The sequence below is a fragment of the Neisseria sp. DTU_2020_1000833_1_SI_GRL_NUU_006 genome (genome assembly GCA_032388755.1).
In the GTDB taxonomy this organism is placed as follows: domain Bacteria; phylum Pseudomonadota; class Gammaproteobacteria; order Burkholderiales; family Neisseriaceae; genus Neisseria; species Neisseria sicca_C.
Map to the genome: position 1 here is coordinate 1,928,207 of CP135593.1, position 17,303 is coordinate 1,945,509.

The following is a 17,303-nucleotide window of genomic DNA, read 5'->3' on the forward strand; positions in this document are numbered from 1 at the left end:
GTCTTGACGGAAAACGAAGGTCGTCTGAAACTTTTTCAGACGACCTTTGCACATCAAATCCCTTATAATGCCGCCCATTGTTTTCAACGGAAAAGGCTGTCTGAAATGACCCAAAACGCAAACAACCTCTGCTGGCTCGACATGGAAATGACCGGGCTTGACCCCGAACGCGAACGCATTATCGAAGTCGCCATGATTATTACTGACTCCGATTTGAACGTCTTGGCGCAGTCCGAAGTTTATGCCGTCCACCAAAGCGACGAACTGCTCGACGGCATGGACGAATGGAACACCGCCACCCACGAGCGTACAGGATTAACCCGGCGCGTGCGCGAATCGCAACTCACCGAAGCGGAAGTGGAACAAAAACTGCTGGACTTTATCGCGCAATGGATTCCCGAAAAAGCCACGCCGATGTGCGGCAATTCCATCCATCAAGACCGCCGCTTCATGGTCAAATACATGCCGCGTCTCGAAGCATATTTCCACTACCGTAATCTGGACGTGTCCACCCTGAAAGAACTCGCCAAACGTTGGAATCCACCCGTTGCCAAAGGCGTGGTGAAACGCGGTTCGCATCAGGCTTTGGACGACATTCTCGAAAGCATCGAGGAAATGCGCTACTACCGCGAAAACTTCTTGAAACTGCCTTAAATCCTTGCCAACACGAGCAACAATACAAAAAGGTCGTCTGAAAGCCTCAAACCCATTCTTTCAGACGACCTTTTTACATTTTGAAAGTCTGTGTAGCGCACTTACGTCAGTCATACACCCTCCCGAAATCTACGCATCTCCTGCCAAATACCGCCATATCAATGCAACAAACCGACAAAAATACCGGTTCCAAATTTCAAGATTCTGAACAAACGCTGACACACAATTACAGAAAACAGTATAATACACTACTCAAAATGCCTATTCCGATGCCATGACCATCATTCCAAAACGACTATCGCTGCAAGATATCGTCCCGACAGAACCCCCTTTCGAGGGCAATCTTCGGGACTTTTTGCCTTTACAGCAAATCATGGAAGACGGGAACGAAAAAGCGGTATACCGTATGTGCGGTATGCTGCTTGGCGGCAAGGAAAACCGCAGGGCATTATCAGGCGTAGAATACATCGCATCCGGAGGGTTTTCGTATACGGCATACAGGTTGCTGCATTGGAGCGACCGTTTCGGACTGTCTGCCGACAAACTGCTGGATGCTTACGCAGATTTCGGCGAACGCGGGTTCTCAGCGGCGCAAACCGCACTGATGCGTTATTACGCAGAACGCAACGACCTGCAATTTCTCTATTGGGCACAATGCGCCGCCCCGCAATCCCCTGAAGCGCAATACCTTATCGCGCGGCAGTATGCCCTGGCGGATAATTGGGAAAAGGCGCTAAATTGGTACAACCAGGCAGCCTCCCAGGGCTGGTCGCAGGCATGCCTGCAATTAGGGAAATCCTTCCTTTACGGCTGCGGCGTTTCTGCCGATTCTGCGCAGGCAGAAGTCTATTTGGAATATGCCGCCGAACACGGCTGGGTCGAAGCACAAATCCTGCTGGCAGATTTATTGGCGGCAAAAGGAAACAAAGACGCCCTGTCTTGGTACAGCCTTGCCGCCGTTCAGGGCAGCGCGGCGGCGCAAACCGCCTTAGCACGGCAATATCTGACCGGCAAGCTGACCGACCGCGACCCGTTACAGGCGTTCAAATACGCCAGAACCGCCGCAGACAGGCAGTTTCCGGATGCGTTATGCCTGATGGGCGACCTCTGCCGCTACGGACTGGGCATACGCCCCGATTTATCCGTCGCGCAACAATACTACCGCCACGCCGCCGCATTGGGCAGCATGGCTGCCGTACAGAAGCTGCTCAGCGAGGCCGCCCTGCACCAACCGGAACATTACGAAAAACTCAAATCCGAAGCCTTGCAGCGTCAGGAAACCGAGCAGCTTTGCCGCTCTGCCGCAGCCTGCCTTGACGGCATCGGACAAAAAAAAGACTACGCCCGCGCGCGACGGCTTTATCTGGAAGCCGTCGTCTTCAACCATGCCGATGCAGCAGCCGGTTTGGGCAAAATCTATTATTACGGCCTGGGCATTCCTGCCGATGCCGGTTCGGCGGCGTACTGGTTCGGCATAGCGGCGGAACAAAACCATCCTGAAGCGCAATATTATTCGGCATTCCTCCTCTACCACGGACAAGGTACCGCCATGAATGTTCCCGCCGCCTACGATTACCTTCAGGCAGCAGCAGACAACGGGTATGGCAACCCGCAGGAACTCAGGGCAATATTGGAGCAATGGCAGTGCGAACGTTGAAGATAAGCCGCCGTTGATTTCCGTCAGACAATAATATAGTGGATTAAATTTAAATCAGGAAAAGGCGACGAAGCCGCAGACAGTACAGATAGTACGGCAAGGCGAGGCAACGCCGTACTGGTTTAAAGTTAATCCACTAAAAAGGTCGTCTGAAAACCTTTTTCAGACGACCTTTTTTCCTTTACCGAACTCTTTTAATCGGATAATTCCGCTTTCGATTCTTTATCTGCTTTCGCCGACCAATAAGATGCGAGCAGCGAGCCGGAAATGTTGTGCCACACGCTGAACAGCGCGCTGGGTACGGCGACGACAGGGGCTGCGGCAAAATGCGCGGCCGCCAATGCCGCACCCAAACCGGAATTCTGCATACCGACTTCGATGGCGAGCGTTTTTTGCGCATCGTACGGCAGCTTGCAGATTTTGGCTGCAAAGAAGCCGAGCAGGTAGCCGATGGCGTTGTGCAACACCACAACACCGAAAATCAACAGCCCGCTCTCAATAATTTTGCCTTTGCTCGCACCGACGACCGCACCGATAATCAACACAATGGCAACCACAGAAACCAAAGGCAAGGCTGCGGCAGCGCGTTCGGTCTGTTTGCGGAACACAGTATGTGCAATCACGCCGAGCGCAATAGGCAGCAACACCATTTGAACAATGGAAACAAACATCGCCTGCGCATTGATGTCGAGCATTTCACCTGCCAAAAGCAGGAAAATAGCAGGCGTCAGCAGCGGAGCCAGCAAGGTGGAAGCCGATGTAACTGCGACGGACAAGGCAACGTTGCCGCGCGCCAAAAAAGTCATCACATTGGAGGCCGTACCGCCCGGACAGCAGCCGACCAAAATCACGCCCACGGCAACTTCAGCAGGCAAATTTAACAACTTGACCAAAAAATAGGCAGTCAGCGGCATAATGATAAACTGCGCTGCCACGCCGATAAGGACGGCTTTTGGATGACTGGCGACAATTTTGAAATCTGACGGCGTCAGCGTCAGCCCCATGCCGAACATGATGATGCCCAAAAGCCAAGTGATGTAAGGCAGTACCCACTTGAACAATTCGGGATCGAAGAAAGCAACAGCGGCGCACAATGCCGCCCAAAATGAGAAGGTTTTGCCGACAAAGCGGCTGATTCGTGCAATGGTGTCCATAAATAGTATGTGCGGTATCGGTTGATAAAATTATTGATTAGGAGGACAGTGAAATAAAGTAACACACAAACATCAAAATCTGTTTGGCCGTTGATATTTGTTTCACATCCGTCTAAACGCGAAGCATACACGGCTTTGTAACGGGATGTAAAGAAAAGGTCGTCTGAAAGCGTTTCAGACGACCTTTAAGCCATTCTGCCCTCACTCAAACAACCTGCCCTGCGCCAGCAACGCCTTCACGGGTGCGAAATCGCAGCGGTGTTCGGGCAGCACGCCGTATTTTTGCAGGGCGGCGAGGTGTTGCGCCGTGCCGTAGCCTTTGTGTTTGTCGAAACCGTATTGCGGATAACGTTCGGCAAGCGCGTACATTTCGGCATCGCGCGCGGTTTTGGCGAGGACGGAGGCGGCGGAGATTTCGATGATTTTGCTGTCGCCCTTGACGACGGCTTCGGCGGAAACACCCAAATCTTTCGGAACGCGGTTGCCGTCTATCAATACCTTATCCGGCACGACCGCCAAACCCTGGACAGCGCGGGTCATCGCCAGCATGGTAGCGTGCAGGATGTTGAGTTCGGCGATTTCTTCGGGCGACGCGGAGGCGACGCTCCACGAAACGGCTTGTTCTTTGATCAACAGCGCCAAAGCATCGCGCTTCTTCTCGCTGAGTTTTTTCGAATCGGTCAGGCCGTGCAGGTCGTAACGTTCGGGCAGGATGACGGCGGCGGCGAACACGCTGCCGACCAGCGGCCCGCGTCCTGCTTCGTCCACGCCTGCAAGGAGGATGGGAGACATAGCGTTTCAGTGATAAGGTTCGGTTAACGGGAGAGGTCGTCTGAAAAGGATTTCAGACGGCCTTTTGAATGATATGGCGGGCTCAAATAAAAAGATAGTGGATTAACTTGAAACCAGGACGGCGTTACCTCGCCTTGCCGTACTATCTGTACTGTCTGCGGCTTCGTCGCCTTGTCCTGATTTAAATTTAATCCACTATAATGTCGGGTTTACTGCCATTATTTTTATCTGCACAGGAGCAGCGACAGTTTTGCATGGAATCAAAGTCCGCCCTACCCTGTTTTATGCTGTGAAACGGTTTTCGTGGGCAAAGCCCACGCTACAAAAATGGGCCTGTCAGTTTCGGTCGGACAGACAAGCCATATAGCCGATTCACTTCATTTTTGATACGGCACCTATCGCCCGCCGTCATTCCCGCACAGGCGGGAACCCTGTCCTCAACTTTTCAGAACTATTTAAAGATTGTCATCATTTCAAACTTCTGGATTCCCACCTGCGCGGAAGTAACGGCGCGTGATTTTCTGATTTGAATTTACTGCAAAACCATCAGATTCATCCCACAGGTCGGGCATACTCTTTATCGGGCAATAAGTATCAGGGGTCGTCTGAAAGCGTAGAAGAAACGGGCGCAATGGGTTTCGCTAAAAGCCTGCTTCGGATAAAACGGCTTCAGCCGCCAATGCATCGGTATCTTTCTTCAACAGCAAATGCAGTTCGCGGAAATCCTGTTTCAGTGCAGCAGCGGCTTCGGGGTGGTCGTACCAATAGGCAACGGCGGCGGCGAGTTTTTCCGGTTCGGCATCGTGTTGCAAAAGTTCCGGCACGGCGACTTTGTCCAACAGGATATTGGGCAGGCCGACATGCGACACTTTGACTTTACGTTTCACATAAAAATAGGTCAGCGGCGAAATTTTGTAGCTGATGACCATCGGCCGTTTGCACAAGGCGACTTCGAGGGTGGCGGTACCGCTGGTTACCAACACGACATCGGCGGCGGTGCAGACGGTATCGGACTGTTTTTCGGTGATGGTAACGGGAATGGCGGAAAATTCGGGCTGCGCCAGAATTTCACCGATGCGCCTGCGTGTGGCGGCAGTGGCGGCGGGGAGCAGGAATTGCGCCTGCGAATAGCGTTTGAGCAGCAATAAGGCCGTCTGAAAAAACAAAGGAGCCATATAGTCGATTTCGCTGACACGGCTGCCCGGCAGCAAGGCGAGCACGACAGCTTCGTCGGCCACGCCCAACTTGGCGCGCGCGGCGGCACGGTCGTCGTCCAGCGGCATGGTTTGCGCCATCGGATGACCGACAAACTCGGCTCTGCCGCCCGCATCAAGGTAAAGCTGCGGCTCCATTGGGAACAGACACAGCACGCGGTTGACCTGATGCACGATTTTATTTACCCGTTCGCGCCGCCACGCCCACACCGATGGGCTGACATAATGGACGGTGGGGATGCCCGCCTTTTTGAGTTTTTCCGCCACACCCAGATTGAAATCGGGCGCGTCGATGCCGACAAAGACATCAGGTTTGATGCGGATAAGGTCGTTCACCAGCCCTTTGCGGATTTTCAGGATTTCAGGCAGGCGTTTGACCACTTCGACAAAGCCGCGCACCGCCAGTTTTTCCTGGTCGTACAGGCTCTCAAATCCTTCCGCCTTCATGCGTTCGCCGCCGATACCGATAAATTTCGCATCAGGGCGGCGTTGTTTGATGGCGCGGATAAGGTGCGCGCCGAGCAGGTCGCCGGATGCTTCGCCGACGCTGATGGCGATAAGTGGGGAATGGTTCATCATCGTTACAGGAAAATAGATTGAGGTCGTCTGAAAAGGTTTTCAGACGACCTTATGGAGATTATTCGGCAGGAATCGGCTCAAATTCGGCAGCGGATTGCGCGGAAGGTTCGGCAAAATCGGTTGCCCCGGGTGCATCGCTGTCCACCAATTCGTCGATGTCGATATTGTCGTCCTCGCCTTGCGGTAATGTTCCGCCGGTTTGGCGGCTGCGCACTTTCATGTAGAGGTCGCGGGTGTAGCTGTATTTGTCGATGGCTGCGCCTTCGAGGCTGTCGGTCAGGTCGAGCAGTTCTTTACGGGTGTTGATGGCCTGCAGGCCGATTGTGCCCCAGCGTCCTGCTCTGGTGTGGAAGACGGCGTTTTTAACTGGGTAGACGGTGGTAACGGCGTTGCCAATGGTATCGCGTACGGTAGATGGGCCGAACAGGGGGACAACGAAGTAGTTGCTGTTTTTCCAGCCCCATGAGGCGAAGGTGTCGCCGAGGGTGTTTTTATTGCTGGGTACGCCGCCTGCACCGGCTACGTCGATTAAACCGCCAAGGCCGAAGGTGGTGTTGATGCCGACGCGGACGAGGTCTTCGCTGGCGCGTTTGACGTCAAGGCGCAGAACATTGCTGCCGAAGCTGACGACATCGCGCAGGTTGTTGAAGAAGTTGCTCACGCCGGTGCGGACGGGCTTGGGCGTTATTTTGCGGTAGCCGCGTGCGACGGGGGCGAGGACGTATTGGTCGGCCTTGTCGTTGAATTTGAATACGGCGCGGTTGTAGCCTTCGTAGGGGTCGGCGGGATTGGTTTCGGCAAATGCGGGGGTTGAGGCCATGCCGATGAGGAGTAGGAGTGAAGCGGTGGTTTTTTTCATGGGTTTAACCAGTCTTTGATTTCGTAAAGCTCGGACAGGGTACGCACGGATTCGGGTATGCCTTGCAGGGTGATTTTTCCGTCCGGACGGCGCAGTGCGTCAAGCAGCAGGGACACGCAGGCGGAATCAGCGCGTCCGACGCCGCTCAAATCGACCGCGCGGGTGTCTTTCAGACGACATTGCTGCCTGAAGCGGGTAAAGGCGTCGGCGGTCAAGGTTTTGACGGTAATGTCGCCGCTGATGTGCAACGTGCCGTCGCGAAGTTCGGTTTGCATGGCTGTCTTGTCAACTTAATCTTGGATGATAAAACCTGAAGGTTATTGTGTGCGAAAGCCATGTCGTCTGAAAACGGACGGCATGACTTATCTTTGCATTATTTGCTGCCGTTTTTGGCTTTCAGTTCGGCAATCAGTCCGTCCACGCCTTTGGCTTTGATGGTTTCGCCGAATTGGTTGCGGTACACGGTTACCAAGCTTGCGCCTTCGATGGCGACGTTGTAGGCGCGGTATTTATTGCCGCTTTGGTAGGTGGTAAAGTCCATGTTGACGGGTTTTTGACCGGGTACGCTGACTTCGGCGCGGACGATGATTTCTTTGCCGCCTTTATTGACAACGGGGTTGTCTTTGACGTTGACGCTGGCGTTTTTGAATTTCAACATAGTGCCGGAGTAGGTGCGGATCAGCAGGGTTTGAAATTCTTTGGTCAACGCTTGTTTTTGCGCGTCAGACGCGGTACGCCAAGGGTTGCCGACTGCCAGCGCGGTCATGCGTTGGAAATCGAAATAGGGAATCGCGTAGGCTTCGGCTTTGTGGCGGGCGGTGTTGGCATCGCCGCTTTTTAAGATGCTCAATACTTGAGTGGCGTTTTGACGGATTTGGTTCACTGCGTCGGCAGGGGCGGCAACCGCCATGCTGATGCTCAAGATGCCGATGCTCAGTGCGCTGATGAAAGAGGTTTTTTTCATGATTAAGTGTCCTAGTATCAATATGATGGTGTACGTTTATTCGGTGGTTTTTGCTGCATCGTTGCCGCCCGCCGCGTTTTTCTCGGCGAAGCTGGTCATGAATTTACCGATCAGGTTTTCCAGAACCATGGCGGAGCTGGTAACGGAAATGGTATCGCCCGCAGTGAGGGGCTCCGTGTCGCCGCCTTGTTGCAGGCCGATATATTGTTCGCCCAACAGGCCGGAAGTCAGGATTTGCGCGGAAACGTCGCTGCTGAACTGATATTTGCTGTCCAAATCGAGGCGGACTTTCGCCTGATAGGATTTCGGGTCAAGCTCGATGGAACCGACGCGTCCGACCAATACGCCCGCGGATTTGATCGGCGCGTTGGCTTTCAGGCCGCCGATGTCGCTGAAATCGGCATATACGGTATAAGTCTTGCCGGAATTGCCGAATGCCGCGCCGCCCGCCACGCGGAAAGCGAGAAAGCCGACCGCTGCCACGCCGAGCAGGACAAACAGTCCGACCCAAAATTCCAATACATTTTTTTTCATTAAAGTTCCTTGAATATCCAATGTTCTTTGTTTCGTTTTCAGACGACCTGTCAATCCGTAAACATCAATGCGGTCAACACAAAGTCAATCGCCAAAATCGTCAGGGCGGACGAAACCACCGTACGCGTGCTGGCGCGTAAAATACCTTCCGAGGTCGGGACGCAGTGGAAGCCCTGATGCACGGCAATCAGCGTTACCGCCACGCCGAACGCGGCGGATTTAATCAGACCGTTGATTACATCGTAATGGATCGTGATGTTGTTTTGCATCTGAGACCAGAAAATGCCGCTGTCCAAACCCAGCCAAGTTACGCCGACCAAATACGCGCCGTAAATCCCTGCCACGTTGAAAATCGAAGCCAAAAGCGGCATGGAAAACACGCCCGCCCAAAAGCGCGGCGCAACCACGCGGGCGACAGGGTTGACCGCCATCACGTTCATCGCTTCGAGCTGTTCGGTCGTTTTCATCAAACCGATTTCGCTGGTCATCGCACCGCCCGCGCTGCTGGCAAACAGAATCGCCGCCAACACCGGACCCAGTTCGCGCAACAGCGAAGCCGCAACCATATAGCCCAAAATATCGGCGGATTTGAATTTCGACAACTGCGTATAGCCCTGCAACCCCAAAACCATGCCGACGAACAGCCCTGAAACGGCAACAATCAACACCGACAGCACGCCGGCAAAATACACTTGGCGCACGCTCAGGCGCGGACGGACGAAAGCCGTACCGGATTTCGCCAGAATGTTCAGCAGAAACAGCGTAATACTGCCGAGGGATTGAATAAAGCCGAGGGTTTTCGCCCCGACGGAACGGATAAAATTCATAGGTTTCCATTACGGATTAACGGGTTTCAGACGACCTTTTAGGATGATGATGGGTCGTCTGAAAAATGATTTCGGCTTCAGGCAACAACGGTTCAAACGTTTCAGACGACGTCTGCAAACCGAGGTCGTCTGAAAACTACCCAAGCAAATCTTGTTGCAACGACGTTTGCGCGGGATAGCGGTATGCAACGGGGCCGTCTGCCAAGCCGCCGACAAACTGGCGCACCCAAGGCGAATCCAGTTCGCGCATTTCCTGCGGCGAGCCGGAGAACATAATTTCGCCGTGTGCCAAGAAAATCACTTGATCGACGATTTCCAAAGATTTTTCAATGTCGTGCGTCACCATAATACTGGTCGAACGCAAAGCCTTGTTGACGCGGCTGATCAAGTGGGCAATCACGCCCAAGGAAATCGGATCAAGACCGGTAAACGGCTCGTCGTACAACATGATTTCAGGGTCGAGCGCAATCGTGCGGGCAAGTGCGACGCGGCGCGACATCCCGCCGGAGAGTTCGGACGGCATCAGGTTTTCCACGCCGCGCAGACCGACTGCGTTCAATTTCAACAAAACCAAATCGCGGATAACCGCTTCCGGCAGGCGCGTCAGTTCGCGCATCGGAAAAGCGATATTGTCGAATACAGACAAATCGGTAAACAGCGCGCCATGCTGGAACAACACGCCCATGCGGCGGCGGTGTTCGTACAATTCGTCAGCCGAAAAGCCCGCCAAATCACGTCCTTCAATCAAAACCTTACCCGACTGAGGATGAATCTGACCTGTAATCAGCCGCATCAGCGTGGTTTTGCCGCTGCCCGAACCGCCCATCACGGCGGCAAAGTTTCCTTGGGGAATGCTGAAATTGATATTGTTCAGAATCGGACGGTCGCCATACGCGAAGGCAACGTCTTTCATTTCGATGAAGGGTACGGAACTCATGAAAGGGAAGATAAGGCGGGATGTATTTTAATTACTTGCATTGTAAAGCTTATCAAGGTGTCGGGCAATTTTCAGACGACCTTATCAAGAAAACGTCTGTTAAGAAGCGTGAAAATCATGTGTTTGGCAGAAATTTTAAGACCATTGGAATGGTTAAGATTGAAGTCTTGCAACCTGTTGTCTTCATTTCAGAACGGGGCGCGTTACAGAACTTAATAATCCTAAACATACCGTTTTTCGCCGGCGCGTGAAATTTTAAATTTATGGCAAGATTTTGTAGGCAAAGACACAACATTCTACAAACAAAACTTACATTTCAAATAAATTTGTGAAAGTCCTCCCATTTAAAACAAACCGGTCTGCCTGCAAAACAAAGCTTGTTTCACAGGCAGACCGGTTATTGGCCGCGTCAATTAAGCAGCGATTTTTTCGCACTCTTTGATGCAGGCAAGGCAAGACTCATAGCATTGTTTACATTCTGCGTGGTGGCCTGCGTGTTGTTTGCACGCTGCGGCACATTGTTTGCACGCCTCAACACAGACTTTTGCCAAAGATGGGGTCAGCGGAGAGTTTTGGGCGGCAAGGTTTTGCAGCGCGCCGCACAATGCCAGCATTTGGTTGACACCTGTTGCGCAATCTTTCATGGAAGTATCGCCTTGGCTCAGCAGTCTGATGCAGTGTGCCAAACAGATTTGACCTGCTTCAACACAGTGGGCAGCCGCTTTTCTGGCTGCTTCATAGGTTTTGGACGCAGCAGCAGGGGCAGCGTGGGAATGGCCTTTATGGTCATGATGTCCGTGGGCGCGGGCGAATGAGGCGGCGGCTGCCAAAGAAACGGCTGTACCACCCAAGAATTGACGACGGTTCATACTGTATTTCCTTATGTAATCATTGATATGAAGTGAAACATAACGAATCGCTAAAATCGAAGACAGCAGCTTTCTGCTCATCATTGATGTCGTCTGAAATCAGCCGTTTATGAAATTTTGAGCGATTGAACTACACTTACCGCCGCAATCCTATCATTCAACGGTTCGACAGACAATAAATCGAAAGTCGAAAATATACTTAATGAAGTATAAAAAAGTGAAGCCTCCATATATTCCAAACTATAAAAAAACCTGCCAACGATGTGGCAGGCTTTTTTAATAGAATAAATTATTTGTCCGAATTATTTTGACGACGTAAAATAGCCGGAATTTCAAAATCGTCCAAAACAGATTGATTACTGAAATCTGCGGCAGTCAAATTCATTGAGCGGATGCCTCTGTTGGTACGAACCAAGCCATCCACATTACCAGCTTGCGCAGACTGAACGGCTTCGGCATTTCCGCTAACCAATTTTTGTGTACGGACTGCCGCACGCATTTGGTTTTCACTGCCGTTTTCTTTCAGACCGGTCGCAATAATGGTTACACGGATAGCGTCTTCGCCCATATTGTCGTCTTCGGCAGTACCGTATTTGCATTCTGCTTCAGGATGCGCATTCTCGTTAACCACTTTCATGATTTCACGGTATTCGGACATTTTCAGGCAATCCGGAGCGGTAGTGATGTTCACCAATACGCCGCGTGCGCCATCCAGAGTCACATTATCCAGCAACGGGCTGGAAATCGCTTGTTCGGTTGCCAAACGGGCGCGGTCGATGCCTTGAGCAAAACCGGAACCCATCATAGCGATACCTTTGATGCCCATTACGTTTTTAACGTCGGCGAAGTCAAGGTTAATGAAACCGGGACGGGTAACCACTTCGGAAATACCGGCCACCGCATCGCGCAGGACGTTGTCCGCCGCACGGAACGCTTCACGCATGGTCACGTCTTCGCCCAATGCAGTCATCAGTTTGTCGTTCGGGATGATAATCAATGAATCGACCTGACCTTTGAGCTGCTCCAAACCTTCTTGGGCAATATGTACGCGTTTGCCTTCGTAGCCGAACGGACGGGTAACGACCGCAACGGTCAGGATACCCATTTCTTTGGCAATCTCGGCAACCACAGGAGCCGCACCGGTACCGGTACCGCCACCCATACCGGTGGTGATGAACAACATATTCGCGCCGCGAATAGCATCTTCGATGGCTTCGCGATCTTCTTGTGCCGCAGCACGGCCGATTTCAGGATTGGCACCCGCACCCAAACCACGGGTCAGATTAGTACCCAATTGGATGCGTTTGGCCGCATTATTTTTACCTAAAGATTGCGCATCAGTATTGGCACTAATAAATTCAACACCTTGGATGATGTTGGCAATCATGTTATTGATAGCGTTGCAACCGCCGCCACCCAAGCCGATTACTTTAATGACCGCAGGGCTTGCGGCTGATTCAGCTACGTCGTAAACAAATTCCATTCAAATGACTCCTGCGCGCCCTGCATCGAGGACGGTCCAAAAATTAGATATTATCCGTATTATATAAGAAGTCTTCAGACACTGGCAAAATACTTCTTATTCATTCACCATTACCGTTATTTTTTTACTACATTTTTTAACGAAAGCATACAGGTTCTTAATTGTTGCAAGTAGTTTCATTCCGACCCGACAGCAACTCATTTTCCCTGTAAGCAAGTAACGGAACAATCAGAAATTGTCTTTAACGAATTTCATCAATCTTGCCCACAAACTGATTTTTTCAGCCTGGTCATGAACTACGATAGCGCCGGTCACCGGTGCGCCGTCTTCCTCTCCCCTTGCCGCCTGCAAAAGACCGATGGCGGTTGAATAGCGCGGATTGCGGATGCGTTCGGATACGCCGCCCATTTCTTGAGGTACGCCGATGCGTGCAGGCAAGGCGAATACTTCTTCGGCAAGCTCAACGATGCCGGTCAGCATAGATGCGCCGCCGGTCAGAACGATACCTGATGTGAGCACTTCTTCAGGGAAGCCGGAACGACGCAATTCGTTAAGGGTCAACTCTAGGATTTCTTCGACGCGAGGACCGATGACGCTTGCCAAAACGCGGCGGGAAATCTGGCGGGGTTGGCGGTCGCCGACGCTGGGAACTTCGACCATTTCGTCCAAGCCGTCCATATCGGGAATCGCTACGCCGTAGTGGATTTTGATGTATTCGGCAGCGCTGTGCGGGGTGCGCAGTGCTTGTGCCAAGTCTTTGGTAATCAAATCGCCCGCTACGGGAATCACGGCAGTATGGCGGATGGCGCCGTTGGTATAAACGGCAATATCGGTCGTACCGCCGCCGATGTCGATGACGCACACGCCCAAATCTTTTTCGTCTTCGGTCAAAACAGCCTGACCGCTCGCCAAAGGCTGAAGCATGATTTGGTCCATTTGCAGACCGCAACGATGGATACATTTTTGGATGTTTTGCAGGGCGGTATTGGCACCGGTAATAATATGCACGCGGGTATCGAGACGGACGCCGCTCATACCGATAGGCTCTTTGACACCGGGCTGGTTGTCGATGATGTACTCTTGCACCACGGTATGCAGGATATTGTGATCCGGCGGGATGTTGATGGCTTTGGCGGTTTCGATGGCGCGGTCGATGTCGGCTTGCGAAACTTCGCCGTCTTTGATTTTGACAACCCCTTGCGAATTCAAGCTGCGGATATGGTTACCCGCGATACCGGTCGTAACGTGGCTGATTTTGGTGTCCGCCATCAATTCGGCTTCATTGACTGCCTGCTGAATGGCTTGGGCCGTCGCGTCAATGTTGGTTACCATACCTGCTTTAAGGCCGCGAGACGGTGCCTGTCCGAGTCCGACGATGTGGATTTCGTTGTCGTCTTGTACTTCGCCAATCAGGGCGATGACTTTGGATGTGCCGATGTCGAGGGCACTGATATATTTACCTTGTTGTTCCATTATATTTGCTCGTTATTTCGCTGGAGTTATAACTATTTGTCTGTATTGGCAATAGTTTGCTTCACGCCGTTTGCTTGGCTTTAGTTGTCTGAAACATTTTCAGACGGCATCTCTGATGTGTAACGCACGGAAAATCCGTCTTTATACCGCATATCAACGTAGGATAACCGATTTTGATTTTTACGCAACAGCGTCGGCCAAATTTCGGCGAAAAGCTGTAGGCGTTTGATTTCGTTCTCTCTTCCCAGTCTGACGGTAATCCCATTGTCCAAGACCACCAACCAGGCGGAGCGCGGCGTATAAATCAGTTCTTTAATCGCCAGATTTTGCCGGCGGAGGATGCCGGAAAATTCTTCGTAGTGTTTGACCATGTCTTTGCCCGTACCCGGCTGTCCTTCAAAGATTGGCAGCTTGGCTTTGAGCTGGGCGTCAAACACATTGCCTTTGGAATCGACCAAACCGCCGCTGCGCCAATGCGCGACAGGCACGCGCTCGGTCAAATGGATTTCGACAGTATCGGGGAAGCGGCGGCGCACCATGGCGGAATCCACCCACGGCAGCTTTTGAAAGGCCGCCTGAATACCGTCCAAATCGGCACGGAAAATATTGCTGTGCGTGTGCTGTTGAGCGGCGCGCTGAAGTGCTTTCCCGTCCGAATAGGTCAGCTTGCCCTGTATGGACACTTGTTTGACGGGAAAATGATTGGAGTTGTATAGCCAGGCTATGCAGGTGCCGATGAGCAGCAATGCCATCAGCAGCAACAGCCAGCGGGTCAGCCGACCCAATGCGCTTGCGTCATCCCACATGTGCGGTTTTCAGAATTTCAATGCATAAATCGGCAAAATCCACGCCGGTATGGGCGGCAGATTTCGGTACTAAACTGTGGCTCGTCATGCCGGGCAGCGTGTTGATTTCCAAGAGGTACAGCTTACCGTCGGTATCTTTGAGGAAATCGACGCGCACGCACCCATCTGCCCCGATTGCCTGCGCCCCGCGGACTGCCAGAGAGCGCATCAGGTTTTCTTCAGCCTCACTCAAGTCTTCGGACGGACATTGATAAACAGTGTCGTCGCGGTTGTATTTGGCTTCGTAGTCGTAAAACTCGGTCGCGGGGATGATGTGTATGCTGGGCAGGCCTTTGCCGTTCAAGACGGGGCAGGAATATTCGCCGCCGCCGATAAATCGCTCGGCGATGATTTCACCTTGAAGGTGTTTCAATTCTTCGTAAACGCTTTTCAGACGACCTTTTTCTTTCACTTTCACAACACCGACGCTGCTGCCTTCGGCTGCCGGTTTAACAAACATAGGCAAGCCGAGTTGTTGTTCGACGGCATCGAAATCGGAATCTTCGTGCAAAACGGCAAACTCGGGAACGGGCAGCCCCAAAGCTTGCCAAATCAGTTTGCAGCGGTATTTGTCCATGCCGATGGCAGAAGCGGCGACACCGCTGCCGGTATAAGGAATGCCCAACAATTCCAACGCGCCCTGAACGGCACCGTCTTCGCCGTAAGTACCGTGGAGGATATTGAAAGCAGTTTGGAAACCTTGGGTTTTCAATTCCGCCAAGGGCGTTTCTTTAGGATCGAAGGCGTGTGCGTCTACGCCTTTGCTTTTTAAGGCATTCAAAATGGCGGCACCGCTATCCAGCGAAATTTCGCGTTCACTGGAAAAGCCGCCCATCAATACGGCTACTTTGCCAAAATTCTGCATTGTTTTTGTTCTTTCTTGATTGCTTCTTTGTTTGATACAGGTCGTCTGAAAACGAATCGGGTTTTCAGACGACCTTAATCTTGCTTGCCCACCCGATGGGACATCGCTTCATCGGGCAGCTATCGCGGCATCACGATAAAATTTCCGCCTCAGGCTTTTTTCGACAACTCCAGCATCGCGGCAGGTACACGGTTGATGCTGCCTGCGCCCATATTCAACACGATGTCGCCGTCCTGTAAAACGTTCAACAGCATTTCAGGCAAGTCGGCGACGTTTTCGCAGTAAATCGGCTCGAGTTTGCCCAATACGCGGATGGCGCGGGCAAGGGCGCGGGAGTCGGCGGCGGCAATCGGCTCTTCGCCGGCGGCATAAACTTCGGTCAACACCAGCGCGTCAACGGTATTGAGGACTTTGGTGAAGTCTTCGAACAAATCGCGCGTGCGGGTATAGCGGTGCGGCTGGAAGGCGAGCACCAAACGTTTTTCCGGATACGCGCCGCGTGCGGCGGAGAGGGTCGCCGCCATTTCGACGGGATGGTGTCCGTAATCGTCCACCAAAAGCGCGGTTCCGCCGTTGGGCAACTTGATTTCGCCGTATTTTTGGAAGCGTCGGCCGACACCTTCAAAACCGAGCAAGCCGCGCTGAATCGCTTCGACGGATGCGCCGACTTCCAGCGCCACGCCGATGGCTGCCAAGGCATTGAGGACATTGTGTCTGCCAGGCATGTTCAACACGACTTCAAACGGCGCTTGTTCACTCCCTTTCATTTGGACATGAACGGTAAATTTCATTTGCGCGCCAACGCTTTCGATGTCGGTCGCGTAAATATCGGCGGTATCTTCTAAACCGTAAGTGGCGTAAGGTTTGCTCACTTTGGGCAAAATCGCGCGGACATGTTCGCTGTCGATACACAAAAATGCTTTGCCGTAGAAAGGCATACGGTGGATAAAATCGACAAACGCCTGATGCAGTTTTTCGACGCTGTGTCCGTAGGTATCCATGTGGTCTTCGTCGATATTGGTGACGACGGACATAATCGGGGTCAAATGTAGGAAGGACGCATCAGACTCGTCAGCCTCAGCGACGATGTATTCGCCTTTGCCCAAACGGGCGTTGGTACCTGCGGCATTGAGTTTGCCGCCGATAACGAAAGTGGGGTCGAGACCTGCCGCACCGAGAATGGAGGCGGTCAGACTGGTGGTCGTGGTTTTGCCGTGCGTACCGGCAATGGCGATGCCGTCACGGAAGCGCATCAGTTCCGCCAGCATCAGGGCGCGGGGAATGACGGGGATTTGCTGCTCCAGCGCAGCGACGACTTCGGGATTGTCTTTTTTGACGGCGGTAGAGGTAACGACGACATCCGCACCGTTAACATGTTCGGCGGTATGACCGGGATAAACTTGAATACCCAAGCTGCTCAAATGCTCGGTAACCGCATTGCGCGCCTGATCCGAACCGGAAACTTTAAAGCCCAAATTGTGTAAAACTTCGGCGATACCGCTCATGCCGACGCCGCCGATACCGACAAAATGGATGTTGGTGACTCGATTTTTCATCATGATGTTGCGTTCCGGTGGATTTTCGATGCGTAAAGGCG

17 protein-coding genes are annotated in these 17,303 nt (G+C 52.5%); 2 read left to right on the top strand and 15 right to left on the bottom strand.

What is annotated here, in order from left to right; translation table 11 throughout:
• Nucleotides 1–105: 105 nt before the first annotated feature.
• Both orn and RSJ68_09445 read left to right on the top strand, forming a co-directional pair.
• A complete protein-coding gene (gene orn / locus RSJ68_09440; protein WNU96649.1) occupies nt 106–654 on the top strand; it encodes an oligoribonuclease in 549 nt (182 codons plus the stop codon).
• Between the two features lie 373 nt (nt 655–1,027).
• Complete coding sequence (locus RSJ68_09445) at nt 1,028–2,311, top strand: tetratricopeptide repeat protein (protein ID WNU96650.1); 1,284 nt, start codon at nt 1,028–1,030, stop codon at nt 2,309–2,311.
• Nucleotides 2,312–2,505: 194 nt separating this feature from the next.
• Here RSJ68_09445 and RSJ68_09450 read toward each other — a convergent pair whose 3' ends face one another.
• The 15 genes from RSJ68_09450 to murC form a co-directional block, all read right to left on the bottom strand.
• Nucleotides 2,506–3,465, bottom strand: coding sequence for a bile acid:sodium symporter family protein (locus RSJ68_09450; protein WNU96651.1), 960 nt, complete (start codon nt 3,463–3,465; stop codon nt 2,506–2,508).
• A 201-nt stretch (nt 3,466–3,666) separates the two neighbouring features.
• Nucleotides 3,667–4,257: a ribonuclease HII gene (rnhB, locus tag RSJ68_09455; protein ID WNU96652.1), complete on the bottom strand. Its 591-nt coding sequence runs from the start codon at nt 4,255–4,257 to the stop codon at nt 3,667–3,669.
• A gap of 641 nt (nt 4,258–4,898) precedes the next feature.
• Nucleotides 4,899–6,050: a lipid-A-disaccharide synthase gene (lpxB, locus tag RSJ68_09460; GenBank protein ID WNU96653.1), complete on the bottom strand. Its 1,152-nt coding sequence runs from the start codon at nt 6,048–6,050 to the stop codon at nt 4,899–4,901.
• A 58-nt stretch (nt 6,051–6,108) separates the two neighbouring features.
• On the bottom strand, nt 6,109–6,909 hold the full coding sequence (locus tag RSJ68_09465; protein WNU96654.1) for an MlaA family lipoprotein: 801 nt from the start codon (nt 6,907–6,909) through the stop codon (nt 6,109–6,111).
• Nucleotides 6,906–7,184 carry a lipid asymmetry maintenance protein MlaB gene (locus tag RSJ68_09470; protein ID WNU96655.1) on the bottom strand — a complete coding sequence of 93 codons (279 nt, stop codon included), beginning with the start codon at nt 7,182–7,184 and terminating at the stop codon, nt 6,906–6,908. Before RSJ68_09470 ends, RSJ68_09465 begins: the two co-directional genes overlap by 4 nt.
• Nucleotides 7,185–7,282: 98 nt before the next feature.
• Nucleotides 7,283–7,873 (bottom strand): phospholipid-binding protein MlaC, encoded by a 591-nt coding sequence (locus tag RSJ68_09475; protein WNU96656.1) that lies wholly within the window; start codon nt 7,871–7,873, stop codon nt 7,283–7,285.
• A 36-nt stretch (nt 7,874–7,909) separates the two neighbouring features.
• Entirely contained in the window at nt 7,910–8,407 is a 498-nt protein-coding gene (gene mlaD, locus RSJ68_09480) for an outer membrane lipid asymmetry maintenance protein MlaD (GenBank protein ID WNU96657.1), read from the bottom strand.
• A 50-nt stretch (nt 8,408–8,457) separates the two neighbouring features.
• On the bottom strand, nt 8,458–9,234 hold the full coding sequence (gene mlaE / locus RSJ68_09485; protein WNU96658.1) for a lipid asymmetry maintenance ABC transporter permease subunit MlaE: 777 nt from the start codon (nt 9,232–9,234) through the stop codon (nt 8,458–8,460).
• A gap of 136 nt (nt 9,235–9,370) precedes the next feature.
• Nucleotides 9,371–10,171, bottom strand: a complete 801-nt coding sequence (locus RSJ68_09490) for an ABC transporter ATP-binding protein (protein ID WNU96659.1) — start codon at nt 10,169–10,171, stop codon at nt 9,371–9,373.
• Nucleotides 10,172–10,584: 413 nt separating this feature from the next.
• On the bottom strand, nt 10,585–11,040 hold the full coding sequence (locus RSJ68_09495) for a four-helix bundle copper-binding protein (GenBank protein ID WNU96660.1): 456 nt from the start codon (nt 11,038–11,040) through the stop codon (nt 10,585–10,587).
• Between the two features lie 289 nt (nt 11,041–11,329).
• Nucleotides 11,330–12,523, bottom strand: coding sequence for a cell division protein FtsZ (gene ftsZ / locus RSJ68_09500; protein ID WNU96661.1), 1,194 nt, complete (start codon nt 12,521–12,523; stop codon nt 11,330–11,332).
• A 228-nt stretch (nt 12,524–12,751) separates the two neighbouring features.
• Entirely contained in the window at nt 12,752–13,996 is a 1,245-nt protein-coding gene (ftsA, locus tag RSJ68_09505; GenBank protein ID WNU96662.1) for a cell division protein FtsA, read from the bottom strand.
• An 80-nt stretch (nt 13,997–14,076) separates the two neighbouring features.
• On the bottom strand, nt 14,077–14,802 hold the full coding sequence (locus RSJ68_09510; protein WNU96663.1) for a cell division protein FtsQ/DivIB: 726 nt from the start codon (nt 14,800–14,802) through the stop codon (nt 14,077–14,079).
• Entirely contained in the window at nt 14,792–15,706 is a 915-nt protein-coding gene (locus RSJ68_09515; protein WNU96664.1) for a D-alanine--D-alanine ligase, read from the bottom strand. The genes RSJ68_09510 and RSJ68_09515 overlap by 11 nt, the downstream gene beginning before the upstream one ends.
• Nucleotides 15,707–15,855: 149 nt before the next feature.
• The gene (murC, locus tag RSJ68_09520; protein ID WNU96665.1) at nt 15,856–17,265 is read right to left on the bottom strand and encodes a UDP-N-acetylmuramate--L-alanine ligase; all 1,410 of its coding nucleotides are present in this window, start codon (nt 17,263–17,265) and stop codon (nt 15,856–15,858) included.
• Nucleotides 17,266–17,303: the final 38 nt, after the last annotated feature.

What these genes read in the sequence shown, in the direction of transcription:
- orn (WNU96649.1), top strand. Translation starts at nt 106, where the DNA reads ATGACCCAAAACGCAAACAACCTCTGCTGGCTCGACATGGAAATGACC.
- RSJ68_09445 (WNU96650.1), top strand. Translation starts at nt 1,028, where the DNA reads ATGGAAGACGGGAACGAAAAAGCGGTATACCGTATGTGCGGTATGCTG.
- RSJ68_09450 (WNU96651.1), bottom strand. Translation starts at nt 3,465, where the DNA reads ATGGACACCATTGCACGAATCAGCCGCTTTGTCGGCAAAACCTTCTCA.
- rnhB (WNU96652.1), bottom strand. Translation starts at nt 4,257, where the DNA reads ATGTCTCCCATCCTCCTTGCAGGCGTGGACGAAGCAGGACGCGGGCCG.
- lpxB (WNU96653.1), bottom strand. Translation starts at nt 6,050, where the DNA reads ATGATGAACCATTCCCCACTTATCGCCATCAGCGTCGGCGAAGCATCC.
- RSJ68_09465 (WNU96654.1), bottom strand. Translation starts at nt 6,909, where the DNA reads ATGAAAAAAACCACCGCTTCACTCCTACTCCTCATCGGCATGGCCTCA.
- RSJ68_09470 (WNU96655.1), bottom strand. Translation starts at nt 7,184, where the DNA reads ATGCAAACCGAACTTCGCGACGGCACGTTGCACATCAGCGGCGACATT.
- RSJ68_09475 (WNU96656.1), bottom strand. Translation starts at nt 7,873, where the DNA reads ATGAAAAAAACCTCTTTCATCAGCGCACTGAGCATCGGCATCTTGAGC.
- mlaD (WNU96657.1), bottom strand. Translation starts at nt 8,407, where the DNA reads ATGAAAAAAAATGTATTGGAATTTTGGGTCGGACTGTTTGTCCTGCTC.
- mlaE (WNU96658.1), bottom strand. Translation starts at nt 9,234, where the DNA reads ATGAATTTTATCCGTTCCGTCGGGGCGAAAACCCTCGGCTTTATTCAA.
- RSJ68_09490 (WNU96659.1), bottom strand. Translation starts at nt 10,171, where the DNA reads ATGAGTTCCGTACCCTTCATCGAAATGAAAGACGTTGCCTTCGCGTAT.
- RSJ68_09495 (WNU96660.1), bottom strand. Translation starts at nt 11,040, where the DNA reads ATGAACCGTCGTCAATTCTTGGGTGGTACAGCCGTTTCTTTGGCAGCC.
- ftsZ (WNU96661.1), bottom strand. Translation starts at nt 12,523, where the DNA reads ATGGAATTTGTTTACGACGTAGCTGAATCAGCCGCAAGCCCTGCGGTC.
- ftsA (WNU96662.1), bottom strand. Translation starts at nt 13,996, where the DNA reads ATGGAACAACAAGGTAAATATATCAGTGCCCTCGACATCGGCACATCC.
- RSJ68_09510 (WNU96663.1), bottom strand. Translation starts at nt 14,802, where the DNA reads ATGTGGGATGACGCAAGCGCATTGGGTCGGCTGACCCGCTGGCTGTTG.
- RSJ68_09515 (WNU96664.1), bottom strand. Translation starts at nt 15,706, where the DNA reads ATGCAGAATTTTGGCAAAGTAGCCGTATTGATGGGCGGCTTTTCCAGT.
- murC (WNU96665.1), bottom strand. Translation starts at nt 17,265, where the DNA reads ATGATGAAAAATCGAGTCACCAACATCCATTTTGTCGGTATCGGCGGC.